Source organism: Frigoribacterium sp. Leaf172, from assembly GCF_001424285.1.
In the GTDB taxonomy this organism is placed as follows: domain Bacteria; phylum Actinomycetota; class Actinomycetes; order Actinomycetales; family Microbacteriaceae; genus Frigoribacterium.
The window spans coordinates 1,053,432-1,080,152 of the sequence record NZ_LMPB01000001.1; the positions used below are offsets into that span (position 1 = coordinate 1,053,432).

Consider the following 26,721-nt stretch of genomic DNA (forward strand, 5'->3'; position numbering starts at 1 on the left):
CGGTCCGCCATGGTGTAACGGCAGCACGACAGCCTTTGGAGCTGTTAGGTCCAGGTTCGAATCCTGGTGGCGGAGCCAGGGGCACGCCGACGGCCTTCTTCCTCCTTCGGCCTCGTAGCCGGGCTCGCGCAGCTGCTGGCGATCGCCGAGTGACTCGATCACGCATCTGAGGGCGCGGGCGAGCGCTCAGCTCATGGGCGCGCGCGTCTGCCTCGGTCTCATAGATCTCGCCCCAGGAGATGCTCGCATGCCGTCGACACGTGGATCCACGTCAGGCAGACAGATCTGCACGAAGTGCGGGACGACACCTTCACGAGCATCGGGTCTGCCGGGCTTCCCGACGCGATCGACAGCGCCGACGACTCCAGGCGGGTCAGGTGTTCGTCGAGAAGCTCTGGAACGACCAGGGCATCACGACCGAGCGCTATCAGAGCGGCGGCGACGAGCCCATCCTCGGCGTCCGGGGTTCCGGGGGTCCGACGACGTCCATCGACTTCCTCGCCGACGAACGCGGCTAGAGCGTCGACGCCCTGTCCCCGTGCGCGGACGGCGACCCGGTCGAGCTCAAGAACCACGGCGAGTAGACACGCGCATCGGGCATCGTCGGGCGCTCGTCGATAGCCTGCGGTCTCACCCGCCGGTCGTGCCGGCACCGCCACCGACGACGAGGACCCCGCGATGTCGACCACCAGCACCCTCCCGCCCCTCGCCCGTGCCGCCCTGCTCGGCCTCCTCAGCGGCTCCCGCTCGGCGACCCCGCTCGCCGTTCTCGCTCTGAACCAGGGAGCCGAGGAGGCGCGGGGCGCCTGGCAGAGCTGGCCCCTGTTCCGTGCGCCCCTGGGCCGTGCGGCGCTCGTCGCGGCCGGGGCCGGCGAGCTGGTCGGCGACAAGCTCCCCACGACCCCGAGCCGCATCGCGGCCGGGCCGCTGTTCGGCCGCGCGCTCGCCGGCGCCGTGGTCGGGCTGGCCATCTCGGACACGGGTCGTGGAGGGCTCCGCGTGTCAGGCGCCGTCGCGGGCGCCCTCGGCGCGTTGGCGGGCAGCTGGCTCTTCTATCGGGCTCGCAAGACCGCCGTCGACGGGACCGGTCTTCCCGATGCCGTCGTGGCGCTCGCCGAAGACGCGCTGACCGTCTCGAGCGCGTTCGCGCTGGTGCGCTCCCGCTGAATCCTCCACAGGGGCCGGCCGTCCGCTGGATCGCACCGGAACCCGTCGGCCCTTTCGCGCCTCCTTCGCCGCCCGTGGGAGGATCGCCGGAGATCGCGCACCACCTCACCAAGGAGCACCATGTCTGAACGCAGCCTCGCCGTCGTCGTCCTCGCAGCAGGACAGGGCACGCGCATGAAGTCGTCGACACCCAAGGTGCTGCACCGCCTGGCCGGCATGCCGCTCATCCAGCACGTGCTCGAGTCGGCCGGCGCCCTCGACCCCGAGCACCTCGTCGCGGTCGTGCGGCACGAGCGCGACCTCGTCGTCGCGAGCGTGCTCGACACCTCGCCGGCCGCCGTCATCGTCGATCAAGACGAGATCCCCGGCACCGGGCGGGCCGTCGAGCAGGCCGTCGAGGCGCTGCCGGCCGAGTTCGAGGGCGACGTGGTGGTCGTCAGCGCCGACGTGCCGTTCCTCGACCACGAGACCCTGTCGGCGCTGCTCGACCAGCACCGCGAGGCCGCCGCGTCGGCCACGCTCCTGTCGGCAGTGCTGCCCGACGCCACCGGCTACGGGCGCGTGGTCCGCCGGGCGTCCGGCGACGTCGACCGCATCGTCGAGCACAAAGACGCGACGGCGGATGAGCGCGAGGTCCGCGAGATCAACTCGGGCACCTACGTCTTCACCGTGTCGGCCCTGCGAACCCACCTGCCGCGGATCGGCTCGGCCAACGCCCAGAACGAGAAGTACGTGACCGACATGGTCGGCCTGCTGACGGGTGCCGGCGAGATCGTCGCCGCTCGCGCCGTCGACGAGACGTGGCGGCTCGAGGGCATCAACGACCGCGTGCAGCTCGCGGCCGCTGCTCGCCGGCTGAACGACCGCATCGTCGAGCACTGGCAGCGCGAGGGCGTCTCGATCATCGACCCGCAGACCACCTGGATCGACCGCGACGTCTCGCTCAGCCCCGACGTCGAGCTGCTGCCCGGCACCCAGCTGCGCGGAGCGACGTACATCGCCGCGGGCGCCGTGGTCGGACCGGACACCACGCTGGTCGACACCGAGGTCGGCGAGGGCGCGGTCGTGAAGCGCACCGACGCGACCCTCGCGGTCATCGGGGCCCGCGCCTCCGTCGGTCCGTTCGCCTACCTGCGACCCGGCAGCGTTCTCGGCACGGGGGGCAAGATCGGCACCTTCGTCGAGACCAAGAACGTCGAGATCGGCGAGGGGTCGAAGGTGCCGCACCTCAGCTACATCGGAGACACCGAGGTCGGCCGCGACTCGAACATCGGGGCGGGCACGATCACCGCCAACTACGACGGGGTGAACAAGCACCGGACGCAGGTCGGGTCGAACGTGCGCACCGGGTCGCACAACGTCTTCGTCGCCCCCGTTAGGATTGGCGACGGAGCGTACTCAGGTGCGGGAACGGTCGTCCGCAAAGACGTGCCGGCAGGTGCCCTGGCGCTGAGCATCGCTCCACAGCGCAATGCGAGCGGATGGGTCGAGGCGAACCGCCCCGGCTCCGCGGCTGCCGAGGCCGCCGCTCGCGCCGAACGAACGACCGACTGAACCCCGGTCGGGTTGGCCCCTCGGGGCCGGAGAGCGAGTGACGTGTCCGGAATCAAGATCACCGGCGAGAACCGACTCGTTCTGGTCTCGGGGCGTGCGCACCCCGAGCTCGCCGATCAGATCGCCTCCGAGCTGGGGTCGGAGCTCATCCCCACCGACGCTCGCACCTTCGCCAACGGCGAGCTGTACGCGCGCTTCGACGAGAGCGTGCGCGGCGCCGACGCGTTCGTCATCCAGTCGCACTCGGCCCCCATCAACGAGTGGTTGATGGAGCAGCTGATCATGGTCGACGCGCTCAAGCGCGCATCCGCCAAGCGCATCACCGTCGTCGCGCCCTTCTACCCCTACGCCCGGCAAGACAAGAAGGGCCGCGGCCGCGAGCCGATCTCGGCGCGTCTGGTCGCCGACCTGTTCAAGGCGGCCGGCGCCCACCGCATCATGAGCGTCGACCTGCACGCCCCGCAGATCCAGGGCTTCTTCGACGGCCCCGTCGACCACCTGTTCGCCATGCCGGTGCTGCTCGAGCACTTCCGCGCCAAGCTCGACAACGCGACGCTGACCGTCGTCTCACCCGACATGGGTCGCGTCCGCGTCGCCGACATCTGGAGCGAGAAGCTCGACGCCCCTCTGGCGATCATCCACAAGCGCCGCGACCCCCTCGTGCCCAATCAGGTCACCGTGCACGAGATCGTCGGCGAGGTCGCCGGTCGTGTCTGCCTCCTGGTCGACGACCTCATCGACACGGGCCGCACCATCGTGAAGGCCGCCGAGGCCCTCAAGGCAGCAGGGGCCATCGGGGTCGTCGTCGCCGCCACCCACGCCGTCTTCAGCGACCCGGCCCCCGAGATCCTCAACAGCGAGTTCATCGACTCCGTCGTGGTGACCGACACCCTGCCGCTCACCGAGCACCAGAAGTTCGACAAGCTCGAGATCCTCCCGATCGCGCCCTTGATCGCGCGCGCGATCCACGAGGTCTTCGACAACGGCTCCGTGACGAGCATGTTCGACGGCGCGGCCTAGGCCTCGAGCACCCGCCTTGAGGGGGCACCCGACCGCCCGAACCGGCGGAGGGGCGCCCCCTCTCGGCATCTCCCCCCCCCCCCGGTCGATCCCGCGTCGTGCCACGATGTGCCCATGCCCGTCGTCGAATCCCGTGTGGTCGTCCCGGTGAGCCCGGAGGTCGCCTTCGCGGTGTCGCAGACGCAGGGTGAGGCGCGCAAGCGCTGGGACCCGTTCATCCGCCACCAGCACCTCGTCGGGGGAGCGACCGTGCCCGCCCGAGGCGTCCGCACCCTCACGGTGCAGCGGTTCGGATTCCGGATGGAGAGCGAGTACGTCTCGTACGCGCCGCCCACGAACGTCGGCATGAAGATGACCAAGGGCTCCTGGTTCTTCGAGCGCATGGGCGGCGGCTGGCGGTTCAGTGCGGTCGACGGCGACCCGCAGAGCACCCTGGCGATCTGGCGCTACAACTTCACCTGCCGGCCGCGCTGGCTCGCCCCTCTCGCCGAGCGCATCGGAGCCGTCGTGCTGCAACGCGACATCGACCACCGCATCCAGGGCTTCGCCCGCGGCTGCGAGGACCCTCTCGTCCTCGCCGCTGCCACCCCCTGACCCCCCGCCCGGCATCGGCGCAGCGACGCTGCAGGCCACGCGCGCAGCCCCCCCCCGTCGGCAACTCAGGCGATGCGGCACCCGACCGTGGCCCTGTCCCGCCACACCGCCCCCGAGCCTGAGTTGCCGACGCGGGGCAGGCGTCGGTCGGCGACTCAGGTGATGTGGCGCGTGCGCGTGGCGTTGTCCCGCGCGGCCGCCGGTCTGCCTGAGTCGCCGACGCGGGGCAGGCGTCGGTCGGCGACTCAGGTGATGTGGCGCCTGCGCGTGGCGTTGTCCCGCGCGGCCGCCGGTCTGCCTGAGTCGCCGACGCGCGCCGCGCGACGCCCGAGGCGAGCGCAGGCCACGCGTGCGGACGGGCGGGCCCGCCGTCCGCCCCGCGGTCGCAGGGTCAGGACGGCGGGACCCGCCCGCCTGGGTGCAGCTCAGGAGGCGCGGCGCAGCCCCGCGCCCGCCCTCAGTGGGTCGACGGCTCCGTCTCGATCTCCGACCGGTCACCCGACCAGAGCGTGTGGAACACGCCGTCCTCGCCGACGCGCTCGTACGTGTGGGCGCCGAAGAAGTCGCGTTGCCCCTGGATCAGCGAAGCCGGGAGGCGCGTGGACGCGAGCGAGTCGTAGTAGCTGAGCGCTGAGGCGAACCCGGGCACGGGGATGCCCGAGAGGGCGGCCTTGGCGACGATGCGGCGCCAGGCCGCTTCACCGTCGCGGACGGCCGCGGCGAAGTAGTCGTCCTCGAGGAGGGTCGCGATGGTGGCGTCCTTCTCGTAGGCGTCGACGATGCGGTTGAGGAACTGCGCGCGGATGATGCAGCCGCCGCGCCAGATCTTGGCGATGGCCCCCTTGTCGATGTCCCAGTCGTACTCGAGGGCGCCGGCGATGATGGCGTCGAAGCCCTGGGCGTAGGCGACGATCTTCGATGCGTACAGCGCTTTCTGCACATCGTCCTCGAACCCGTCACCGGCCTCCTGCACCTCGGGCCGGCCCTGCAGTGTCGCCTGCACGGCGGCGCGCTGGTCGGGCTTCGACGAGACGGCGCGGGCGAAGACGGCCTCGGCGATTCCGCCGACCGGGACGCCGAGTCCGACCGAGTTCTGCACGGTCCAGACGCCGGTGCCCTTCGAGCCGGCCTCGTCGACGATCGAGTCGACGAGCGGGCCGCCCGTCTTGGCGTCGACCTGACGGAGCACGTCGGCGGTGATCTCGATGAGGTACGACTCGAGCTCGCCCTTGTTCCATTCGTCGAAGACGGCGGCGATGGCGGCGGGTTCGTGGCCGCCGACGCGCCGCAGCAGGTCGTACGACTCCGCGATGAGCTGCATGTCGGCGTACTCGATGCCGTTGTGGATCATCTTGACGAAGTGCCCCGCGCCGTCGGATCCGACGTGCGTGACGCACGGCTCGCCCTCGGCGACCGCGGCGATGGACGACAGGATGGGGCCGAGCGTCTCGTACGCCTCCTTCGAGCCGCCGGGCATGATCGAGGGCCCCTTGAGGGCGCCTTCCTCACCGCCCGAGATGCCGGCACCGACGAAGTTGAGGCCGCGGTCGCGCAGGGCTGCCTCCCGCCGGCGGGTGTCCTGGAAGTTCGCGTTGCCGCCGTCGACGATGATGTCGCCTTCGTCGAAGAGATCGGCGAGCTGGTCGATGACGGCGTCGGTGCCGCGCCCGGCCTGCACCATGATGATGGCGGTGCGGGGCTTCTGCAGCGAGGCGGCGAAGTCCTCGATCGTCTTCGAGGCGATGAATCCGGCGTCGCCGTGCTCGGTCATGAGGGTGTCGGTGCGCTCCGGCGAGCGGTTGTAGACGGCGACGGTGTTGCCCTCACGGCTGGCGAGGTTCCGCGCCAGGTTCGAGCCCATGACGGCGAGTCCGACGACTCCGATGTTCGCCTGTGCGGTGGACGTCTCTGCTGTTCCCTGTTCGGTCATGTCGACTCCTTCTCGGGGGTGGGTGTCCGCAGACTATTCCTCCGGCCCGGGTGCCCGACGGGTACGGTCAGGGCCCCGTGACGCGGCCGCGCCTAGGCTGGTCGCGACCACCGCCCCGAGCCCGAAGGCCACCCGTGACCGACATCCTGAGCCCGCGTCCGTTCCCGCCCGTCGTCGTGATGGGGGTGTCCGGCTCGGGCAAGTCGACCGTGGGCGAATTGCTGGCCTCGGTCACGGGGGCGCCGTTCGTCGATGCCGACGACCTCCACCCCGAGGCGAACCGTCGCAAGATGGCCGAAGGGCGGCCGCTCGACGACGACGACCGGGCACCGTGGCTGACGATCGTCGCCGACCGCATCCGCGACGCCGGCGACGAGTCGGTCGTCGTGGCGTGCTCCGCGTTGACGAGGCGCTATCGCGACGTGCTCCGTCAGGGCGACCCGCGCCTCCTCTTCGTCCATCTGACGGGTGTGCACGAGCTCGTCGAGCGGCGGCAGAAGGCGCGCAAGGGGCACTTCATGCCCTCGGGTCTGATGCGGTCGCAGATCGCCACCCTCGAGCCCCTCGCCGACGACGAGGCCGGGTTCGGCATCGACGTCGACGCGACGCCCGACCGGATCGTGGCCGATGTCGTCGTGCGTCTCGAGAGCGAGCACGGCGCCCGAGCAGACGCCTGAGCCGAGGAGGCGCGGGTTGGCGACACGCCCGGGGCCCGTGTAACCTCGGAAGCTGAACTTCGGCGAGGGATGCGAAGGCATCCGTTATCGACGCGGTAGGCAGGCGCTCAGTCTCGTACGGGCGGGTTCGACAGAATCCGTCACCTCACGGCTGCGGGGTCTTTCCTCACGCGATACGCGTTCGAGTTGAAACCGACCACACATCCGGTCCGCCCTCGCGGCGGCCACAGAAGGAGACACACATGTCCGACGACAACAAGCTGTCCGCGCTCGTCCGCACGAGCTTCGGCAAGGGCGCCGCCCGCAAGATCCGCGCCAACGACATGATCCCCGCGGTCATCTACGGTCACGGCACCGACCCCCAGCACGTGACCCTCCCCGGTCACGAGACCATGCTGATCACGCGTCGTGCGAACGCCGTCATCACGCTCGACATCGAGGGCACCGACCAGCTCGCGCTGGTGAAGGACATCCAGCGCGACCCGGTCAAGCAGACCATCGAGCACATCGACCTCATCGTCGTCCGCAAGGGCGAGAAGGTCAGCGTCGAGGTGCCCGTGCACGTCGAGGGCGAGTCGTACCCCGGCACCATCCACGTGCTCGAGCTCAACGCCGTCGAGCTCGAGGTCGAGGCGACCCACATCCCGCAGAGCGTCGTCGTGTCGATCGAGGGCCTCGAGGAGGGTGCGCAGATCACCGCCGCCGACCTCGTCCTCCCGAAGGGCGCGAACCTCGTCAGCGAGCCCGAGACCCTCGTGCTCGCCATCTCGGTTCCCCAGCTCGACCTGACGACCGACGCCGTGTCCGACGAGGACGGCGAGGCCGCTCCGGCCGAGGGCGACGTCGACTCGATCGAAGACGAAGAGCGCTCCGAGTAACACCCCCTGCCGGCGCAGACCCACTGAAGAGACGACCGACGAACGATGGCATCCGACGATCAGTGGATCGTGGTCGGGCTCGGCAACCCCGGGCCCGGCTACGCCGGCAACAGGCACAACGTCGGGCAGATGGTGCTGGCCGAGATGGCCCACCGTCTGTCCGCCCGCTTCACGAGGCACCGCACCGACTCGACCGTGGCCGAGGGGCGCCTCGCGCCCGGTGCGGCGCGATTCGTTCTCGCGAAGCCGAACACGTTCATGAACCTGTCGGGCGGGCCGGTGCAGGCGCTCCTGCGGTTCTACGACCTCGACGTGTCGAGGCTGATCGTGGTCCACGACGAGCTCGACATCGACTTCGACACGATCAAGCTCAAGCACGGCGGCGGTCACGGCGGCCACAACGGCCTGCGGGACATCATCGCGGCGACGGGCTCGAACGAGTTCACCCGGGTGAGGGTCGGCATCGGGCGACCTCCGGGGCGCCAGCCCGCCGCCGACTTCGTCCTGAAGGACTTCGCGGCGGCCGAGCGGCAGATTCTGCCCATCCTCCTCGCCGATGCGGCCGACGCGGTCGAGATGATCGCGTCCGAGGGGCTGACCGCCGCGCAGCTCAGATTCCACACCGCCAGAGACTGAGGGCGGCGCTCCGCTCGGAGCGTGCACGAGTACCATCTGTCGGGTGATACTCGCGGGCTTGATTCCGGCGCTTTCGCGCGCCTCCACCTTCTCGGCTGCCCTCGACCGGCATGGCCGAAGCACCGACTTCTCCGTCGTCGACGGTCTGCGCGTGCCGCTCCTCGCCGGGCTCCTGTCCCGCCGGGAGGGGCCGCAGGCGCTCCTCGTCGTGACGGCCACGGGGCGCGAGTCCGAGGCTGTGCGGGGATCGCTGTCGAGCTTCCTGCCCGAGGCCGAGATCATCGAGTTCCCCGCGTGGGAGACCCTGCCCCACGAGCGTCTCAGCCCGAGCGCCGAGACCGTCGGGAAGCGGATCCACGCGCTGCGCCGTCTGGCCGCGTGGCAGGCGCAGGCCGCGGCCGAGCCCCAGGCGACCAGGCCGATCGTCGTCGTGGCCGGCGTCCGGGCGGCCCTGCAGCCGCTGGCCGACAATCTCGCGTCGATCGATCCGGTGGTGCTCACGGTCGGCGATCGGGGTCACGACCTCTCGGCCATCGCGGTCCGGCTCGTCGATCTGGCTTACGCCCGGGTCGACATGGTGACCCGCCGCGGCGAGTTCGCGGTGCGGGGCGGCATCCTCGACGTCTTCCCGCCGACGGCGGAGCACCCGCTGCGGGTCGACTTCTTCGGCGACGAGGTCGATCAGGTGCGGCGCTTCTCGGTGGCCGATCAGCGCAGCCTGGACGGCGATGTGACGACGGTGGACCTCCCGCCGAGTCGAGAGATGCTGCTCACCGAGCAGGTGCGGCAGCGTGCCCGCGAGATGCAGCACGAGTTCCCGAGCCTGGCGCAGATGCTCGCCAAGATCGGCGAGGGCATCCCCGTCGAGGGCATGGAGTCGCTGGCCCCCGCGCTCGTGCACGGTCTGGTGCCCCTCACCCATTACCTCCCCGCCGACGCCTCGATCGCCGTCCTGTCGCCCGAGCGGGTCGTCTCGCGGGCCCGCAGCCTGGCGGAGACGAACCGCGAGTTCCTCTCCGCCGCCTGGAGCGCCGCGACGGCCGGCGCCGAGGCCCCGATCGACCTCGACGCGGGCGACTTCATCTCCCTCCGCGACCTCCGCGACTCGGCGGGCGATCGCGCCTGGTTCAGCATGAGCACGTTCGACAGCGGCGAGGTGCTCACGGACGACGAGGCGATCGCGTCGGCCGGCGACTACGTCCGTCTGGCGGCCGACGCGGTCCCGAGCTTCAGTGGTCATGCCGAGGGCGCTCTCGATCACGTCGTGTCGCGGCTCGGCGACGGGTGGAGCGTCGTCGTGACCTCCCGCGGGGTCGGCCTCGTCGAGAGGGCACGCGACGTGCTGGCCGAACGCGGCGTCGCCGCCCGGCTGCACGAGTCGCTGCCCGACACCCTCGAGCCCGGGGTGGCGCATCTCGTGGCGGGCGGGGTCGAGGCGGGCTTCGAGATCCCCGAGGCGAAGCTCGCGGTGCTCGGCGAGAGCGACTTCTACGGTCGTTCCGCGAACTACGACTCCCGTCAGGTCACGAAGCTCGCCAGTCGTCGAAAGAACGTGGTCGATCCCCTGCAGCTGAAGCCGGGCGATGTCGTGGTGCACCAGACGCACGGCATCGGCAAGTTCCTCGAGCTCACCAGCCGCGAGGTGAGCACGGGCGGCAAGAACGCCGTGAAGAACAGCCGCGAGTACCTCGTGCTCGAGTACGCGCCCTCGAAGCGCGGGTACCCGGGTGACAAGCTCTACGTCCCGACCGACCAGCTCGACCTGCTCAGCCGCTACGTCGGCGGCGAGGCCCCGTCGCTCAGCAAGATGGGCGGCAGCGACTGGGCGTCGGCGAAGAGCAAGGCGCGTCGCGCGGTGCGGGACATCGCCGTCGAGCTCGTGAAGCTCTACTCGGCGCGCATGGCGAGCAAGGGTCATGCGTTCCCGCCCGACACCCCGTGGCAGCGCGAGCTGGAGGAGGCCTTCCCCTTCGCCGAGACGGCGGACCAGCTGACGACCATCGACGAGATCAAGGCCGACATGGAGCGCCCCATCCCGATGGATCGCCTCCTCTCGGGCGATGTCGGCTACGGCAAGACCGAGGTCGCCGTCCGAGCGGCCTTCAAGGCGATCCAGGACGGCAAGCAGGTCGTCATGCTCGTCCCGACGACGCTGCTCGTGAAGCAGCACTTCGACACCTTCTCCGATCGGTTCGCCGGGTTCCCCGTGCACCTGCGGAGCCTCAGCAGGTTCCAGAGCGCGAAGGAGAGCCGCGAGACGATCAAGGGGCTCGGCGACGGCACCGTCGACATGGTCATCGGCACCCACCGCCTCCTCAGCGAGGGCATCGCGTACAAGGACGTCGGCCTCGTCATCATCGACGAGGAGCAGCGGTTCGGCGTCGAGCACAAGGACGCCCTGAAGAAGCTCAAGACCAACGTGGACATCCTCGCGATGTCGGCCACGCCCATCCCGCGCTCCCTCGAGATGGCCGTCACGGGCATCCGCGAGATGTCGACCCTGACCACGCCGCCCGAGGACCGCCACCCGATCCTCACCTTCGTCGGGCCCGAGAGCGACCGGCAGAAGGCGGCGGCGATCCGGCGCGAGCTGCTCCGCGAGGGGCAGGTGTTCTTCGTGCACAACCGCGTCTCGAGCATCAACCGCGTCGCGGCGCAGATCGCCGAGCTGGTCCCGGAGGCGCGGGTGGCGGTCGCGCACGGACAGATGGCCGAGTCGTCGCTCGAGCAGGTCATGGTCGACTTCTGGGAGCGCAAGTTCGACGTGCTCGTCTCGACCACGATCATCGAGACCGGTCTCGACATCGCCAACGCGAACACGCTGATCATCGATCGCGCCGACAAGTACGGCCTCAGCCAGCTGCATCAGCTGCGCGGCCGGGTGGGTCGTGGTCGCGAACGCGGCTACGCGTACTTCCTCTACGACGCCGAGCGTCCTCTGAGCGAGACCGCTCAGGATCGGCTCGAGACCATCGCCGCGAACAACGAGCTGGGCGCCGGCATGCAGGTGGCGCTGAAGGACCTCGAGATCCGCGGTGCCGGCAACCTGCTGGGCGGCGAGCAGTCCGGTCACATCGCCGGAGTCGGCTTCGACCTGTATCTGCGGATGATCGGCGAGGCCGTCGGGGCGTTCCGCGGCGACGTGGCCGAGGGGCAGACCGAGCTGCGTCTCGAGCTCCCCGTCGACGCGCACATCCCCGACGAGTACGTCGAGAGCGAGCGACTGCGACTCGAGGCGTATCAGAAGTTGTCGACCGCGAGCTCGCCGACCTCGACCGACGAGCAGATCGATTCGGTGCTCGACGAGCTCACCGACCGGTACGGCGCGCCTCCGGCGTCCGTGCTCGCCCTCATCGAGGTGTCGCGCCTCCGCCGGGCGGCGCAGAAGGCCGGTCTCAGCGAGGTCGTCGTCATGGGCAGCAACCTCCGGGTGGCCGGTCTCGATCTGGCCGACAGCATGCAGGTCCGTCTGCAGCGCATGTACCCGGGTGCCCGCTGGTTCGCCCAGACGAAGTCGGTCAGCGTGCCGCTGCCCCGCCCGCACGGGGAGGCGCTGCCCGACGGCGAGCTGATCCGGTGGGTCGAGCAGCTGATGTCGGCGATCTTCGGCGCCGAGGCTCCGCGCCCGGCCGCGGACTCCGCGGCTGCCGCGGGCTGATCCGCCGACGATGCGACACGAGGAGGCGCGGGTGAGCGATCGCGACGAGCCCCGCGCCCCGATCGACGAGCTGGTCGGCGTGGTCGCCGCCCTCCTGGCCGACGAGGGCGGGTGCGAATGGAACCGGGCGCAGACGCACGAGAGCCTCGTGACCTACCTCGTCGAGGAGACCGCCGAGCTGGTCGAGGCGATCGAGGAGGGGACCTCCGCCGACCGACGCGAGGAGCTCGGCGACGTCCTCTACCAGGTGGTCCTCCACGCGGCTCTGGCCGAGAGGGCCGGGACGTTCGACCTCGACGACGTCGTCCGCGATGTGATGGTCAAGACGGTGCGTCGCCATCCTCATGTCTTCGCCGCCGACGAGGCGCACGGCGTCGACGACATCATCCGGCTCTGGTCGGCCGCGAAGGCTCGCGAGAAGTCGCAGCGGACGAGCGCCTTCGACGGCGTCCCCCGGGGACTGCCCGCTCTGGCACGGGCGCAGAAGATAGACGGGCGACGGCGGGCGGCGGGGTTGGCGTCCGTGGAGCACGCCGCGACGGGGGAGCGCACCGGTGCCGGTGCGGATGCTGCGTCCCCGGTCGACGACGAGCTGCTGATCGGACGGGAGCTGGCCCGGTTGGTCGATACCGCGACGGCGCGGGGGGTGGACGCCGAGCGGGCTCTTCGGCGAGCGGTCCGGGAGCGCGAGTCGGCTCTACGCGAGGTCGAGTCGCTCGGACGCGGCTCCGCGCGGGAGGGGCACGCAGGAGGCGCGGATCAACTCGCAGGACGGTCGCCCGAGAGCGGGGCGCCCCGCCAACCCGAATAGGCGGGGCGCCCCTCGTGACCGCCCCCGAGCCGACTCCGATCGCAAGAAGGAGTCGGCCTAGTCGGTGTGGTCACGTTCGCGCGACCGGCACTCCACCGAGGGATCAGGCCCGGCGGGCCTTGCCGCGCTCAGGCAAATGTAGAGCTACAGCACCTAAAATGTCAAGGGTCATCCGACGAAACACGAAGTGATCGCTCGGATCGCACCCTGCCGGTGCATCCACGGACGCCGCGTGGCCTCCCGAGCGGCGTCGGCAGACGTCTGTTATGGTCGCGAGACGACGGTCGTGGCCGCGCAGGGCGTCCCGACCCGTCCGCACGAAGGAGTGGCATCTATGCCTCGTAAGCCCGATCCGACACGCAAGCCCGAACTGCTGGGCCAGATCATCGACCACCTCCGGTCGCGGAGCATCGCGACCGTCTCGTTCCGGACCCTCGCCGAGGCCCTCGGCGTGAGCACCTACGTCTTCGTCTATCACTTCGGGAACCGCGCCGAGCTCATCGCCGAGATCGTGCGCGCCGTCGTCGGTCGTCATGATCATCTGGTCCCGGCGGATCCCTCCGGACTCGACGCCGCCGGCTTCCGGCGTCACCTCGAGCAGTACTGGGACGAGGCCTCGAGCGAGCGGGGCCTCGACCTCCAGCGTCTCGAGATGGAGGCGGCGCTGCTCGAGGTCGTGGCCGGCGACGAGCCCGGCGTCGCACGGCGCGCGGGGGACCGGTGGCGCGAGACCGTCGCGGCGTGGCTCGTCGCCCAGGGGGTCTCGTCCGACGACGCCGTCGTCCGAGCACGCGCCTTCGTCGCGGAGCTCGAGGGGTTGCTGTACGACGCCGTCATCGGGGGCCACGCCGACGAGCCCGGCGCCGTCTTCACGCGCCGCCTGGATGCCGTCGTCGAATCGGTCGGCGCGTAGGTCGCCAGGTCGTCGGAGGTCGGACGTCGGTCGTCGGTCGTAGGACCTCGGGCCTCGGTCGTCGACCATCGGTCCGGCGCGAGACGGAGAACGGGCCGGATGCACTCGGCATCCGGCCCGTTCAAGCGCCCTCACCGCAGGGAAGGTAGGGCACCGTGACCCGACGGCATGCAACCCGATTCACCCCGTCTGGTGGTCATATCGTACGTGGAATCTCACATGATCCGCAAGTCCACCTCGCGCGCCGCCACGACCCCGCGCCCCTCTGGGAGGATGGTGTCATGCCGTCACACGTGAGCCCTCCCCGCGGGATGCGGGACTTCCTCCCCGCCGAGAAGCGCCGTCGCGAGCGGGTGCTCGCCACCATCCGCGACGTCTACCGCTCGTACGGCTTCGACGAGATCGAGACGCCCGTCGTCGAGTCCACCGACTACCTCTACTCGGGTCTCGGCGGCGACAACGAGAAGCAGGTCTTCGCCGTCCTGAAGCGGGGTCTCGACGTCGAGGCGCTCCGGGCCGCCGACTCGGCGCTCGCGCTGGCCGACCTCGGCCTCCGCTTCGATCTCACCGTGCCCCTGGCCCGGTTCTACGCATCCCACCGCTCCGAACTGCCGGGCGTCTTCCGATCCGTCCAGGTGGCCCCCGTCTGGCGCGCCGAGCGGCCGCAGAAGGGCCGCTACCGCCAGTTCGTCCAGTGCGACATCGACATCCTCGGCGAGGCCGGCCCCCTGGCGGAGGTCGAGCTGATCTCCGCCACCACGGCCGTCCTGTCGTCGCTGGGTCTCCACGGCACGTCGATCCGCATCAATGACCGGCGCATCCTCCTCGGGGTGCTCGCCCACTGGGGCACGCCGGCGGAGCTCACGGATCAGGCGCTGATCGAGCTCGACAAGCTCGACAAGCTGGGCGTGACCGGGGTCGTCGACCGGCTCGTCGAGATCGGCCTCGAGCGCGATGGTCTCGACGACGCCCTGGGCGAGCTCTCGACGGCCGAGTGGTCGACGATCACCGGCACCGCGCCTCCTGCCTGGCTCGATGTCGAAGCGGCCGCCGATCTGGTCGCTCTCCGTGACGCGCTGCCGGATGCGCGGCTCGTCTTCGATCCGACCCTCGTTCGCGGAATGGGCTATTACACGGGCACGATCTTCGAGGTCGCGCACCCGGACTTCGGGTACTCGCTCGGCGGCGGCGGTCGCTACGACGGCATGATCGGCCGGTTCCTCGGGGTCGACGTCCCCGCAGCGGGCTTCTCGCTGGGCTTCGAGCGCATCGTCGACCTGGTCGACGACGCCGACGCCGGTGGTGAGGGGCTCGTGCTGGTGCACGACGCGTCCGTGCCCGCGGCCGAGCTCGTGGCGCTGAGGGCCGGACTGCTCGAACAGGGGGAGGCGCGGGTCCGTCTGGAGCGCCGCGTCAAGAACCTCACGAGGCAGCTCGACACCCTCTCGGCGGCCGGTTACACGCGCTTCGCGTCGGTCCGAGGCGGAGAGGGCGTCGGCGACCTCGACGTCCGGACCCTGGGCTGACCACCGGCCGACCGTCACGCCACGGGGCGTCGCTAGGATTGCCGTGGACCTCGGTCCTGCGAACACAACGACTACTAAGGAGTTCTCCGTGGCAGCAATCGACGCCGTAGGCGCCCGCGAAATCCTCGACTCGCGGGGCAACCCGACGGTCGAGGTCGAGGTCTTGCTCGACGACGGGACGGTCTCTCGGGCCGCCGTCCCCTCGGGCGCATCGACCGGGGCCTTCGAGGCCTACGAACTGCGTGACGGCGACTCGAGCCGCTACCTCGGCAAGGGCGTGCTGAAGGCGGTCTCCGCCGTCATCGACGAGATCGGACCGGCGGTCGAGGGCCTCGACGCCACCGATCAGCGCATCATCGACGCCGCCATGATCGAGCTCGACGGCACCGAGAACAAGAAGCGCCTGGGCGCCAACGCCATCCTCGGCGTTTCGCTCGCCGTCGCCCGCGCGGCCGCCGACTCGGCCGATCTGCCCCTGTTCCGCTACCTCGGCGGACCGAACGCTCACACGCTGCCCGTCCCGATGCTCAACGTCATCAACGGCGGCTCCCACGCCGACAGCAACGTCGACATCCAGGAGTTCATGATCCTCCCCGTGGGCGCGTCGTCGTTCGCCGAGGCCCTCCGCTGGGGTGCCGAGACGTACCACGCGCTGAAGAGCGAGCTCAAGAGCAAGGGCCTGTCGACCGGCCTCGGCGACGAGGGCGGCTTCGCGCCGAACCTCGACAGCAACCGCGCCGCGCTCGACCTGCTCGTCGAGGCCATCACCAAGGCCGGCTTCACGCCCGGCACGGACATCGCCCTCGGCCTCGACGTCGCCTCGAGCGAGTTCTTCACGGACGGCTCGTACACCTTCGAGGGCGAGAAGCGCGACTCGGCGTTCCTCGCCGGCTACTACGCCGACCTCGTCGCCTCGTACCCGCTCGTCACCATCGAGGACCCTCTCGACGAGGACGACTGGGAGGGCTGGGCGCACCTGACGAGCGAGATCGGCTCGAAGACCCAGATCGTCGGCGACGACCTCTTCGTCACGAATCCCGAGCGACTCGCCAAGGGCATCGAGGCCGGCGCCGCCAACTCGATCCTCGTCAAGGTGAACCAGATCGGCACCCTGACGGAATCCCTCGACGCGGTGGCCCTCGCTCAGCGCAGCGGCTACACCACGGTCCTGTCGCACCGGTCGGGTGAGACCGAGGACACCACGATCGCCGACCTCGCGGTCGCGACCGACGCCGGTCAGATCAAGACCGGCGCCCCGGCCCGCTCCGAGCGCGTCGCGAAGTACAACCAGCTGCTCCGCATCGAGGAGGAGCTCGGCGACGCGGCGGTCTACGCCGGCCGTTCGGCGTTCCCGCGCTTCCGCGGCTAGCGACTCCGGCGACCTCGTCGCCGTGTCGTCCGAGAGGCCCGTCCCGCATCAGCGGGGCGGGCCTCTCGGCGTTCCGTGACCGACGAGCCGGGGGCGTCGTCTACCCTCGGAGGCATGCCCCGAGAGTCGAAGAGCAGGCGTCTGCCCGTAGCCCTGCCCGAGACGGACTCCCCGGCCGGCGGCTGGCTCCGGTCGATCCGCTTCTCCGGATTCAGTCTGCTGATGCTCGTGATCCTCGTGCTGTTCGTCGTGGTGCTCGCGCCGTCGCTGCGGACGCTCGTCCAGCAGCAGCAGCAGATCGCCGCGATCCAGGACGAGGTCGAACGTCAGCAGGACGATGTGACCGATCTGCAGGGCGACGTCGCGCGATGGAGCGACCCCGCGTACATCGAGGCGCAGGCCCGCGACCGGCTGCTGTACGTCTACCCGGGCGAGTACAGCTACCTCGTGATGGGCGACGCCACCACCGACGCCGAGCGGACGCAGGCTCCCATCAGCGACGAGCTGCAGACGCCCCAGGTGGACTGGATCGCCGCCATGACCTCGTCCGTCGTCGACGCCGGGCTGAGCGACGCCCCCGCGACCGAGCTGATCGCGCCCGACATCGACGGCAGCGAACTCCCGACCACCACCCCGACAGGCGGCACCCCGTGAGCACTCCTCCGTTCGATCCCGTGAGCGACCTCGACGTCCGCATCGTGACGGCGCAGCTCGGCCGTCCGGCGCGCGACGTCATCGGCATCGCCGCTCGCTGCGTCTGCGGCAACCCGACGGTCGTCGCGACCAGGCCTCGACTCGGCGACGGCACGCCGTTCCCCACGCTCTACTACCTCTGCCACCCCGGCGCCACGGCGGCCGTGTCGACCCTCGAGGCGAACGGCGTCATGGCGGAGTTCACCGAGACCCTGGCGACGGACCCCGAGCTGGCCGATCGGTACCGGTCGGCCCATCAGGCGTATCTCGCCGACCGCGAGAGCATCGAGCACGTCGACGAGATCGCGCACGTGACCGCCGGCGGCATGCCCGAGCGCATCAAGTGCCTCCACGCCCTGGTGGGGCACACGCTCGCAGCGGGTCCCGGCGTCAACCCCTTCGGGGACCTCGCGCTCGAGCGTGCCGGCTGGAGTCCCGACGTGTGCCGATGCCCCGACTACCTGGCCGAGGGCGACCAGGCCGAGCGCGCCTCCGGCGGGGGAGCCTGAGAACGTGCGCACCCTCCGCGGCGTGGGTGCGGCGACCGTCGGCGTCGTGCTGGTCCTGGGCGTCGTGCTCGTCCCGGCCGCCGGCGCCCGAGCGGACGCCATCCGCGACGACCAGTACTGGCTCGCGGACTACGGCATCGAGCAGGCCTGGCAGACGAGTCGCGGCGCCGGCGTGACCGTGGCGGTCATCGACACCGGCGTCGACTCGTCGGTGGCCGAGCTCGACGGCGCGGTGGTGGGCGGCACCGACGTCTCGGGCGAGGGGTCCGCCGACGGGCAGACGCCCGTGGGGGCCGACGACCCGACCCACGGCACGCTGGTCGGATCGATCCTCGCCGGTCGGGGGACGGCCCCGGGCGACGGCGTCATCGGCGTGGCGCCCGAGGCCGAGCTCCTCTCCGTCTCGGTCGGCTTCGGCTCCGACGCGGTCGACTCCGACACGCAGATCGCCGAGGCGGTCCGCTGGTCGGTCGATCACGGGGCGGACGTCATCAACATGTCCCTCACCCGGAACACCCTCGACTGGCCCACGAGCTGGGACGACGCGTTCCTCTACGCGATGGAGAACGACGTGGTCGTGGTCGCCGCCGCTGGCAACCGCGGCAGCGGAACCACCGAGGTCGGAGCGCCGGCGACCATGCCCGGGGTCCTCACCGTGGCCGGCGTCGACCGGATGGGCACGGCCAGCTTCGACGCCTCGAGTCAGGGCATCACCATCGGGGTCGCGGCCCCGAGCGAGAAGCTCGTCGGGGTCGGGCCGGGCGACGTCCACTACAGCTGGAGCGGGACGAGCGGCGCCACGCCGATCGTGGCCGGGGTCGTCGCACTCGTCCGCGGTGCGCACCCCGACCTCGATGCGGACGACGTCATCAACCGCGTCGTCTCGACGGCGACCCCGCGAGGGGCCGTCACGCCCGATCCGCTCTACGGGCACGGGCTCATCGATGCGGCGGCCGCGGTCGGAGACCCGGTGCCGAGCGTCGACGTCAATCCGATGGGAGACCTCGCCGAGTGGATCCGCCTGCACCGGCGGGCGGAGCTCCCGGCGACGACGCCCTCGACCTCCGCCGAGCCGGCGCCCGTCCCCACTCCGCGGGTCGACCGCGACGATCGCCTGCAGGCGCTGGTGCCGACCGTCGAGACGATGCGATCGACGGGCATCCCCCTGATCGTCTACGGCCTGTTCGGTTCGGCCCTCGCGGCGGTCGTCTGGGGTGCCGTGCGCCAATTCAGGAGAAGACGCCACCAGGAGTAAGGTCGTCTCGGACAACCCACCTCAAGGAGATCATTCCCCGTGCCCAAAATCCTGATCGTCGGCGGCGGCTACGCCGGTTTCTACACCGCCTGGAAGCTCGAGAAGTGGCTGCGCAAGGGTGAGGCCGAGGTCACGATCGTCGACCCGCTGCCCTACATGACCTATCAGCCGTTCCTGCCCGAGGTCGCGGCCGGCTCGATCGAGCCCCGTCACGCGGTCGTCGCTCTGCGGCGCCACCTCAAGAAGACGAACGTGGTCACCGCGAAGGTCACGAACGTCGACCACGCGACGAAGACCGCCACCATCACGCCCGAGGTCGGCGACGCCTGGACGATGGAGTACGACCAGGTCGTCATGACGGCCGGCGCCGTCTCGCGGACGTTCCCGATCCCGGGCGTCGCGGACGAGGCCATCGGCCTCAAGACCATCGAGGAGGCGGCGGCGATCCGCGACAAGCTCCTCACGAACTTCGCCAAGGCCTCGAACCTGCCGGCCGGTCCGGAGCGCGACCGCCTCCTGACCGTCGTCGTGGTCGGAGGCGGCTTCGCCGGCATCGAGGTGTTCGCGGAGCTCCGCAGCTTCGCCAGCGATCTGCTCAAGAACTACCCGGGTCTGACCGTCGACGACACGCACTTCCACCTCATCGAGGCCATGGGCCGCATCATGCCCGAGGTCTCGCTCGAGACGAGCCACTGGGTGCTGAAGAACCTCGCCGAGCGGCAGGCCATCGTCCACCTCGACACCCAGCTCCAGTCGGCCGTCGGCGGGAAGATCGAGCTCTCCACGGGCGACTCGTTCGAGTCGGACCTGATCGTGTGGACGGCCGGCGTCATGGCCAACCCCATGGTCCGCAACACCGACTTCCCGCTCGAGCAGCGCGGACGCATCACCGTCAAGCCCGACCTCCGCATCGTCGACGGCGAGACCGTCGTCCCCGATGCCTGGGCCTGTGGTGACGTCGCGGCGACCCCCGACCTCACGGGCAAGGGCGTCGGCGGCTTCTGCGTCCCGAACGCCCAGCACGCCGTCCGCATGGGCAAGCAGCTCGCGAAGAACATCGTCGCGTCGCTGCGCGGCGAAGCGGTCACGGACTACCGACACGAGAACCTCGGGGCCGTCGCCGGTCTGGGACTGAACGTCGGCGTGTTCCAGAGCGGCAAGATCGCCGTCAAGGGGTTCCCCGCCTGGATCGCTCACCGCGGGTACCACGGTCTGGCCATGCCGTCGTTCGAGCGCAAGTTCCGTGTCGTGGGCGGCTGGTGGAACAACCTCTGGCTCGGTCGCGACATCGTGTCGCTCGACAACCGGGAGCGTCCGCGCGCCGCCTTCGAGGAGTTCGCCTCCCGTCCGAAGCCCGCAGGCGAGGCCGCTCCCGTCGCAGCCGCGCCCGAGGTGGGCACGCCGGCCGGCGAGCCCGGCCCCGTGTACGCCAACCCGGCCGACGAGAAGGGTGCGGCCGCCGAGACGGAGACCGTCGCCCCCGCGGCCAAGTAGCGCTTCGAGGCCGTTCGACGCACGACGACGCCCGCCCGCGGATCACCGCGAGGCGGGCGTCGTCGCGTCCACGCTCTTTGTAGGCTGAGACGCGGGCCCCCGTAGCCCAACCGGCAGAGGCAGGCGACTTAAAATCGCTTCAGTCAGGGTTCGAATCCCTGCGGGGGCACCACATGACGCTTCGCGTCGGCCCCCGCAGGGATCCGAACCCTGACGCGGCCCGACGACGCTGCGCGTCGTCCCCGTGCGGGGGCACCNGGCCCCCGCAGGGATCCGAACCCTGACGCGGCCCGACGACGCTGCGCGTCGTCCCCGTGCGGGGGCACCACATGACGCTTCGCGTCGGCCCCCGCAGGGATCCGAACCCTGACGCGGCCCGACGACGCTGCGCGTCGTCCCCGTGCGGGGGCACCACATGACGCTTCGCGTCGGCCCCCGCAGGGATCCGAACCCTGATGCGGCCCGACGACGCTGCGCGTCGTCCCCGTGCGGGGGCACCACATGACGCTTCGCGTCGCCCGCGCGGGGATCCGAACCCTGATGCGGCCCGACGACGCTGCGCGTCGTCCCCGTGCGGGGGCACCACATGACGCTTCGCGTCAGCCCCGTGGGCGGTACGCCTGAGCGTGCCGAGGACGGTCTCCGCGGCGGGCCCAGAGCGCGGATGCCCCGGCGAGCAGCAGGGCCGCGAGCGTCGCACCGATCGCGGTCGTGCCGGCACCGGCCGGGCCCGGCCCCCCGACGAAGACCAGCGCCGCGGCGGTGGCGCCGATCAGCACGACCCCGCCGTAGCCGACGGGTGACCACGACCACAGGGCCTGCCCGGGCGAGGATCCCAGGGGGAGCATCGAGACCACCAGCGAACCCAGCCCCGCGAGGCACAGGGTGACCAGCACCTCCCGGGTCAACTGCGCCGGGAACCCGCTTCCTGCGTCTCCGACGACGCCGAGGAGGGCCCACGCGCTCAGCGAGACGACGACGAGCGCGCCGAGCTGAGCGACCGCGACGACACCGCGAGCAGCGTCCGAGGGTGCGGACTCGTCATCCGGCGCCGTGTCGGCGGCCCGCGCCGCGAGCGTGGCCGTCACGAGGACCCCGAGGACGAGCGGCGGATCGAGGGACAGCACCCGGGTGAGCGCGACGGCCACGAGGGCGGCGACGACGAGAGCGGGCGACAGGCGCATCGAGAACGACGATCCGAGACGACGGGCCAGGAGCACGGCGGGCAGGACGATCGCCAGGCCGTTCAGCGCCACCACGCCGATCACGATGGCGATCAGCAGTCGTGCGTACTGCACCTGGTCGTCGACGCCGGCGGAGAAGGCGATCGCGACCGAACCGACGGCGACGGAGACCGCCAGGGCCAGGCGGGGGTCGATGCTCCCGCCGCTGAACGAGGTCGGCGGCTCGAGCGCCCGGTTGCGGCCGGTCAGCCGAGGGGGCCGACGACGGAGGCGGGCACCGGCGGCGGCGACGGCCAGACGCACCGGGCCGGCGGCGATCGCGAGGAAGAGCAGACCGAGGGCGACGGCGAGCGGCCAGGTCGGGCCGCCGAGGGTCTGGGTCAGACGAGGGAGGTCCCGGCCGAAGGAGGTGGCCGTGGCCCAGGTGCCCGTCCGCGGGGCGGCGGCGTCCCCGGTCACCTCGCCCGCGCCTCCGGGGCCTCCACCGGTCGCATCGGATCCCGCTGCGCCGCCTGCGGCCCCGGCACCGCCGTCGCTCCCGGGCACGGTGGGGGCGGGGATCGTGGGGGCGTCCGTCGGGGCGCCGGGGGAGGGCGACGCACCCGGCTCCGGAGCGGAGGGGGACGGGACGGCGGACCCCGGCGCCGTCGGCGCGCTCGGTGAGGCGGTCGGTGCGGACGTCGCCCCGCCGGGCCCGATCCGGATGGTCGAGGGCGCCGAGACGGGCCCGAAGTTCCCGGCGGCGTCGACCTGCGCCGCGGTGATCTCCCGTGCGCCGGAGGGGAGGGACGACCCCGCCGAGTCGCAGCGCCACGACCCGTCCGCCACCGTGGCCTGGCAGATCGGAGAGCCGTCGACGTAGACGGTGACGGTCGCGCCGTCCTCGCCCGTGCCCTCCACGACGACCGGCTGACGGGTGACGACGTCGCCCGACGCGGGTGCCGTGATGACGGGCGCCGTCGGTCCCGTGCGGTCGACGGTGGCCTGGACGGGGGCGGACGACCCGGAGCGGTCGACGTCGGGGATGGCGGAGCTCCGCTGGGTGGCCGTCAGGGTGTAGCGACCCGAGGGGAACGACGTGGAGTCGAGGACGGCGCTCCACTCGCCCGAGGCGTCGGCCGTGCCGGAGGCGGAAGCGCCCGAGCTCGACGACACGGTGACGACGGCGCCCGGCTCGCCCGTTCCCGAGGCCTTCGCCCCGAGGAGGAGCCCGCCGCGCACCGTCGGGGCGCCGAGCACCGAGAAGGAGGCGCTGCTCGCGTCGGGCAGAGCGGGGTGCGTCGTGTCCCGCACGGTCAGGCTGATCCCCGCCCCGTTCGAGACGGTCACCGTGCACGACCAGCGCACCGTCGCCGCCGCGGCCGACGCGGTCGCCGTCTCGCAGAGGGACCGGGAGGGGACCTCCGGGTCGAGCACCCGCAGCGACGACCCGGGGCTCGCGCTGCCGCCGACGACGAACGTGTTGACGCCCCGGGAGCCGACGGCGTCGAACGTGGGCCCGGTCGGGACGCCCGGCTGGGTAGGGGTGGGGGTCGGGCCCGCCGGCGGAGTGGGGGCGCTCTCGCGATCGGGCGCCGGGTCCGGTGCGGCGCTCGGCTCGGCCGTGGGGGCGCCGGCCGCCTGCGCCGACGACGCGGGGAGCAGGGCGCCGAGCGCACCGAGCGTGAGCCCGAGGGCCACGAGCAGCGCCATCGTGCAGACGACGGCACGGGTCATCGCACGGCGCACGACGGCGGTCGGGGCACGCGATGATGACGGGGTCGAGAGAACGGGCACTGCCTCCCATTCAGCACGGTCGGACCCGTCAAGTCAATCCGCTCGAGGGGGGATCTCCGTGCGCCTGGTCGTGAGTTGGCTCCGAAGACCCGCCCACCGCGGCGAGGCGACGGCAGGCGCATTTATAGTGAAAGCCTGACCGTGGCGGCCCGAACACCGCCTGAGACGACCGTCATCCCCTGGGTCGTTCGCGTCGTACCCCAAGGAGTGACACGTCATGCAACCGGCCACGATCGGCATCCTGGTAGCCGTCGGCATCATCGTCCTGCTCGCCGTCATCGCGGGCATCTACCTCTGGGCGACCTACAACTCGCTCGTGACCCTCAAGGTCCGGGTCGACGAGGCCTGGAGCGACATCACCGTCCAGCTCAAACGTCGCGCCGATCTGATCCCGAACATCATCGAGGCGGTCAAGGGCTACGCGTCTCACGAGTCGAAGGTGTTCCAGAACGTCACGGAGGCGCGGGCCGAGACGCTGGGGGCGCAGACGCCCGCCGAGGCCTCCGCCGCCGAGGGTCACATGCAGACGGCCCTGAAGAGCATCTTCGCCGTGTCCGAGGCCTACCCGCAGCTGCAGGCCAGCCAGAACTTCCTGCAGCTGCAGTCCGAGCTGGTCGACACCGAAGACAAGATCCAGGCCGCTCGGCGGTTCTACAACGGCGGCGTCCGCGAGTTCAACACGAAGACGCGGGTGTTCCCCAACACGATGTTCGCGAAGCGCCTGGGCTTCACCGAGCGCGACTTCTTCGAGGTCGCGGAGCCGTCGGCGATCGCCGAGCCTCCTCGCGTCCAGTTCTGACGCCGCCCGACGCGGCCCTGTAGATCGGTCTCCGGCCCATGTACTCAGCCATCTCGCGCAACAAGCGCAACACGGTGCTCATCGTCCTGATCTTCCTGGTGATCGTCGGCGCCCTGGGCTTCGGGGCCGGGGCGTTGTACGGCAACCCCTCGGTGGGCTTCATCGTGCTGGTCGTGGCCGCGGTCTACGCGCTGATCCAGTACTTCGCCGCCGGTCGTCAGGCGCTGTCTCTCAGCCACGCCCAGCGCGTCGACGGAACCTCGGCGCCGAGGCTGTACCGCACGGTCGAGAATCTCAGCATCACCATGGGCCTCCCGATGCCCGAGGTCTACGTCGTCGTCGATCCGGCGCCGAACGCGTTCGCCACCGGGCGGGACCCGGAGCACGCCGTGGTCGCCGCGACCACGGGACTCCTCGAGATCATGGACGACTCGGAGCTCGAGGGGGTCATGGCCCACGAGCTCGGTCACGTGAAGAACTACGACATCCGCGTGTCGATGATGGTGTTCGGGCTGGTCGTCGCCGTGGGGTTCCTGGCCGACATCCTCCTGCGCATGTCGTTCTTCAGCGCGCTCTCGGGCGGCAACCGGAACTCCAACGGCAACAACGGCGGGGGCGGTTCCAACCCGGTGTTCCTCGTCCTGGGCCTCGTGGCGATGATCGTGGCCCCGCTGGCCGCGGCGGGCGTCCAGGCCGCGGTCTCGAGGCAGCGCGAGTACCTCGCGGACGCCACGGGGGCTCTGACCACGCGGTACCCCGAGGGTCTCGCCCGGGCGCTCGAGAAGCTGGGCTCGCACGGTCAGCCGATGCGGACGCAGAACACGTCCATGTCGCATCTGTGGATCAGCGACCCCATGAAGCCGGGCGTCATGGATCGCCTGTTCAGCACGCACCCGCCTCTGGCCGATCGCGTCTCCCGACTCCGCGAGAGCGCCGGTCGCTTCTAGACGGACGGGTGTCGGCCGCGGCGGCGGACGTCGGCCGAGGAGGCGCGGCGAGGGCCCGAGGGGGGATCTCCCGTCACCCGACGGCGCGTCGCAGCTCGGCGGCGAGGTCGCCCCGGTGCATGACCTCGACGGCCTCGAGGCCCTGCCACCGGGCCGCTCGCCGGAGCAGGGCGGCGAGACGATCGCAGTCGACCTCGAGATCCCGTTCGCGCCAGGCGGCCTGCACCCGCAGCACGCTGCTTTGACGGTCGCTCTTCAGATCGACTCGCGCGACGAGCAGATCGTCCTGGAGGACGGGGAGGACGTAGTAGCCGTGGATGCGCTTCTCGAGGGGCGTGTAGATCTCGATGCGGTAGCGGAAGCCGAAGACGCGCTCGGCCCGGGGGCGGGTCCAGACCACGGGATCGAACGGCGAGAGCAGCGCATCGGCGCCGACTCGTCGGGGGCGGCGCGCATCCCGGTGCAGCCAGGCCGGGCGGCCCCACCCCGAGACCTCGACCGGCGCCAGCACGCCCTCGTCGTGCAGTTCGCGGAGCGCCGGCACGACGTCGGCCGTCTTGAGGCGGTGGTAGTCGGCCAGATCGCTCGTCGTGGCGACGCCCTGAGCCGCCGCCGCCTGGGTCAGCAGGCGGCGGTGCGCCTCGTGTCGCGACACGTCGAGGTCGAGCAGTTCGCGGGGGAGCACCTGCTCGGGCAGCGCGTAGACGCGCTCGAAGCGACGCCTCCCGGCGCTGACCAGATCGCCCACGCGGAAGAGCGCCTCGAGCCCCTGCTTGACCGAGCCCCATCCCCACCACGGACCGGTGCGGACGTTCGACTCGTGCTCGACGAGGCTGGCGGGCACCGGGCCCCCGTCGCGCACGAGGTCGAGCAGCCACCGGGCGAGTCGGGGGTTCGCCGACGACCAGGAGTCGTCGTCGGCCAGCGCACGGCGTCGGTGGTCGGCCATCCGCCATCGGAAGAGCGGCCAGGTCGTGATCGGCACGAGGGCGGCCTCGTGGGCCCAGTACTCGATGTACCGCCCCGGTCCGTCGAGGGTGAGTCGGTCCAGGTGCGCGCGGTCGTACTCGCCGAGTCGGGCGAACAGCGGCAGGTAGTGACTGCGCTCGAAGACGTTGACCGAGTCGATCTGCAGCAGACCCAGACGACCGATCATGCCGGTGAGCCGCCGGGTGCCCACGGGGGTCGTCGTCGACGCGCCGAAGCCCTGCGCGGCCAGGGCGACGCGACGCGCGAGGGCGGGGGAGAGCTGATCGTGAGCCACGCCGTCGACTGTAGCCAGGCCCTCCGACACCCGGGGCGGGCCGGGCCGCCGGGCCGTATGCCGCGAG

22 protein-coding genes and 2 tRNA genes are annotated in these 26,721 nt (G+C 71.2%); 20 read left to right on the forward strand and 4 right to left on the reverse strand.

From position 1 onward, the window contains the following. Positions 1–3: 3 nt before the first annotated feature. Positions 4–78, forward strand: a tRNA-Gln gene (locus ASF89_RS05085). Between the two features lie 140 nt (positions 79–218). Here ASF89_RS05085 and ASF89_RS15630 read toward each other — a convergent pair. After that, on the reverse strand, positions 219–689 hold the full coding sequence (locus tag ASF89_RS15630) for a hypothetical protein (protein ID WP_156463313.1): 471 nt from the start codon (positions 687–689) through the stop codon (positions 219–221). On the opposite strand from ASF89_RS15630, the gene ASF89_RS05090 reads away from it, so the two are divergent. The 4 genes from ASF89_RS05090 to ASF89_RS05105 all read left to right on the forward strand — a co-directional run bounded on the left by ASF89_RS05090 (position 679) and on the right by ASF89_RS05105 (position 4,335). After that, positions 679–1,167 (forward strand): hypothetical protein, encoded by a 489-nt coding sequence (locus ASF89_RS05090; protein ID WP_055812538.1) that lies wholly within the window; start codon positions 679–681, stop codon positions 1,165–1,167. The genes ASF89_RS15630 and ASF89_RS05090 overlap by 11 nt on opposite strands. A 120-nt stretch (positions 1,168–1,287) precedes the next feature. Next, positions 1,288–2,721, forward strand: coding sequence for a bifunctional UDP-N-acetylglucosamine diphosphorylase/glucosamine-1-phosphate N-acetyltransferase GlmU (gene glmU, locus ASF89_RS05095; RefSeq protein ID WP_055794326.1), 1,434 nt, complete (start codon positions 1,288–1,290; stop codon positions 2,719–2,721). Between the two features lie 42 nt (positions 2,722–2,763). Further along, a complete protein-coding gene (locus ASF89_RS05100; RefSeq protein ID WP_055794328.1) occupies positions 2,764–3,741 on the forward strand; it encodes a ribose-phosphate diphosphokinase in 978 nt (325 codons plus the stop codon). A gap of 114 nt (positions 3,742–3,855) precedes the next feature. Continuing rightward, entirely contained in the window at positions 3,856–4,335 is a 480-nt protein-coding gene (locus ASF89_RS05105) for an SRPBCC family protein (RefSeq protein WP_055794331.1), read from the forward strand. A gap of 457 nt (positions 4,336–4,792) precedes the next feature. Here the strand turns inward: ASF89_RS05105 and gndA are convergent, their stop codons facing one another. Next, on the reverse strand, positions 4,793–6,265 hold the full coding sequence (gndA, locus tag ASF89_RS05110; protein WP_055812541.1) for an NADP-dependent phosphogluconate dehydrogenase: 1,473 nt from the start codon (positions 6,263–6,265) through the stop codon (positions 4,793–4,795). A 134-nt stretch (positions 6,266–6,399) separates the two neighbouring features. Here gndA and ASF89_RS05115 point away from each other — a divergent pair, with 134 nt between their 5' ends. From ASF89_RS05115 to ASF89_RS05175, 13 genes are all read left to right on the forward strand, one after another. Next, positions 6,400–6,942 carry a gluconokinase gene (locus tag ASF89_RS05115; RefSeq protein ID WP_235483989.1) on the forward strand — a complete coding sequence of 181 codons (543 nt, stop codon included), beginning with the start codon at positions 6,400–6,402 and terminating at the stop codon, positions 6,940–6,942. A gap of 242 nt (positions 6,943–7,184) precedes the next feature. After that, positions 7,185–7,820, forward strand: coding sequence for a 50S ribosomal protein L25/general stress protein Ctc (locus tag ASF89_RS05120; RefSeq protein WP_055794333.1), 636 nt, complete (start codon positions 7,185–7,187; stop codon positions 7,818–7,820). 45 nt (positions 7,821–7,865) lie between these two features. After that, positions 7,866–8,456, forward strand: coding sequence for an aminoacyl-tRNA hydrolase (pth, locus tag ASF89_RS05125; protein ID WP_055812544.1), 591 nt, complete (start codon positions 7,866–7,868; stop codon positions 8,454–8,456). 43 nt (positions 8,457–8,499) lie between these two features. Beyond that, positions 8,500–12,114 (forward strand): transcription-repair coupling factor, encoded by a 3,615-nt coding sequence (gene mfd / locus ASF89_RS05130; protein WP_055812547.1) that lies wholly within the window; start codon positions 8,500–8,502, stop codon positions 12,112–12,114. A gap of 31 nt (positions 12,115–12,145) precedes the next feature. Further along, a complete protein-coding gene (locus ASF89_RS05135; protein WP_055812550.1) occupies positions 12,146–12,925 on the forward strand; it encodes a MazG family protein in 780 nt (259 codons plus the stop codon). A 334-nt stretch (positions 12,926–13,259) separates the two neighbouring features. Further along, complete coding sequence (locus tag ASF89_RS15845) at positions 13,260–13,838, forward strand: TetR/AcrR family transcriptional regulator (RefSeq protein ID WP_055812553.1); 579 nt, start codon at positions 13,260–13,262, stop codon at positions 13,836–13,838. Positions 13,839–14,119: 281 nt separating this feature from the next. Next, positions 14,120–15,364, forward strand: coding sequence for a histidine--tRNA ligase (gene hisS, locus ASF89_RS05145; protein WP_055812556.1), 1,245 nt, complete (start codon positions 14,120–14,122; stop codon positions 15,362–15,364). 88 nt (positions 15,365–15,452) lie between these two features. After that, positions 15,453–16,733, forward strand: coding sequence for a phosphopyruvate hydratase (gene eno, locus ASF89_RS05150; RefSeq protein ID WP_055794346.1), 1,281 nt, complete (start codon positions 15,453–15,455; stop codon positions 16,731–16,733). A 114-nt stretch (positions 16,734–16,847) separates the two neighbouring features. After that, positions 16,848–17,387 (forward strand): septum formation initiator family protein, encoded by a 540-nt coding sequence (locus ASF89_RS05155; RefSeq protein WP_055794348.1) that lies wholly within the window; start codon positions 16,848–16,850, stop codon positions 17,385–17,387. Beyond that, the gene (locus ASF89_RS05160) at positions 17,384–17,935 is read left to right on the forward strand and encodes a DUF501 domain-containing protein (protein WP_055812560.1); all 552 of its coding nucleotides are present in this window, start codon (positions 17,384–17,386) and stop codon (positions 17,933–17,935) included. The genes ASF89_RS05155 and ASF89_RS05160 overlap by 4 nt, the downstream gene beginning before the upstream one ends. Positions 17,936–17,939: 4 nt before the next feature. Continuing rightward, complete coding sequence (locus ASF89_RS05165; protein WP_055794353.1) at positions 17,940–19,190, forward strand: S8 family serine peptidase; 1,251 nt, start codon at positions 17,940–17,942, stop codon at positions 19,188–19,190. Between the two features lie 39 nt (positions 19,191–19,229). Beyond that, the gene (locus tag ASF89_RS05170) at positions 19,230–20,684 is read left to right on the forward strand and encodes an NAD(P)/FAD-dependent oxidoreductase (RefSeq protein ID WP_055812563.1); all 1,455 of its coding nucleotides are present in this window, start codon (positions 19,230–19,232) and stop codon (positions 20,682–20,684) included. Between the two features lie 95 nt (positions 20,685–20,779). Next, positions 20,780–20,856: transfer RNA gene (locus ASF89_RS05175), tRNA-Leu, on the forward strand. Between the two features lie 427 nt (positions 20,857–21,283). On the opposite strand, the gene ASF89_RS05180 is transcribed toward ASF89_RS05175, so the two are convergent. After that, on the reverse strand, positions 21,284–23,584 hold the full coding sequence (locus ASF89_RS05180) for an Ig-like domain-containing protein (RefSeq protein WP_055812566.1): 2,301 nt from the start codon (positions 23,582–23,584) through the stop codon (positions 21,284–21,286). 277 nt (positions 23,585–23,861) lie between these two features. On the opposite strand from ASF89_RS05180, the gene ASF89_RS05185 reads away from it, so the two are divergent. Both ASF89_RS05185 and ASF89_RS05190 read left to right on the forward strand, forming a co-directional pair. Beyond that, positions 23,862–24,443: a LemA family protein gene (locus ASF89_RS05185; RefSeq protein ID WP_055812568.1), complete on the forward strand. Its 582-nt coding sequence runs from the start codon at positions 23,862–23,864 to the stop codon at positions 24,441–24,443. A 38-nt stretch (positions 24,444–24,481) separates the two neighbouring features. Beyond that, on the forward strand, positions 24,482–25,390 hold the full coding sequence (locus ASF89_RS05190; RefSeq protein ID WP_055794362.1) for a M48 family metalloprotease: 909 nt from the start codon (positions 24,482–24,484) through the stop codon (positions 25,388–25,390). 73 nt (positions 25,391–25,463) lie between these two features. Here ASF89_RS05190 and ASF89_RS05195 read toward each other — a convergent pair whose 3' ends face one another. Next, positions 25,464–26,654: a winged helix-turn-helix domain-containing protein gene (locus tag ASF89_RS05195; RefSeq protein ID WP_055812571.1), complete on the reverse strand. Its 1,191-nt coding sequence runs from the start codon at positions 26,652–26,654 to the stop codon at positions 25,464–25,466. Between the last annotated feature and the right edge of the window lie 67 nt (positions 26,655–26,721).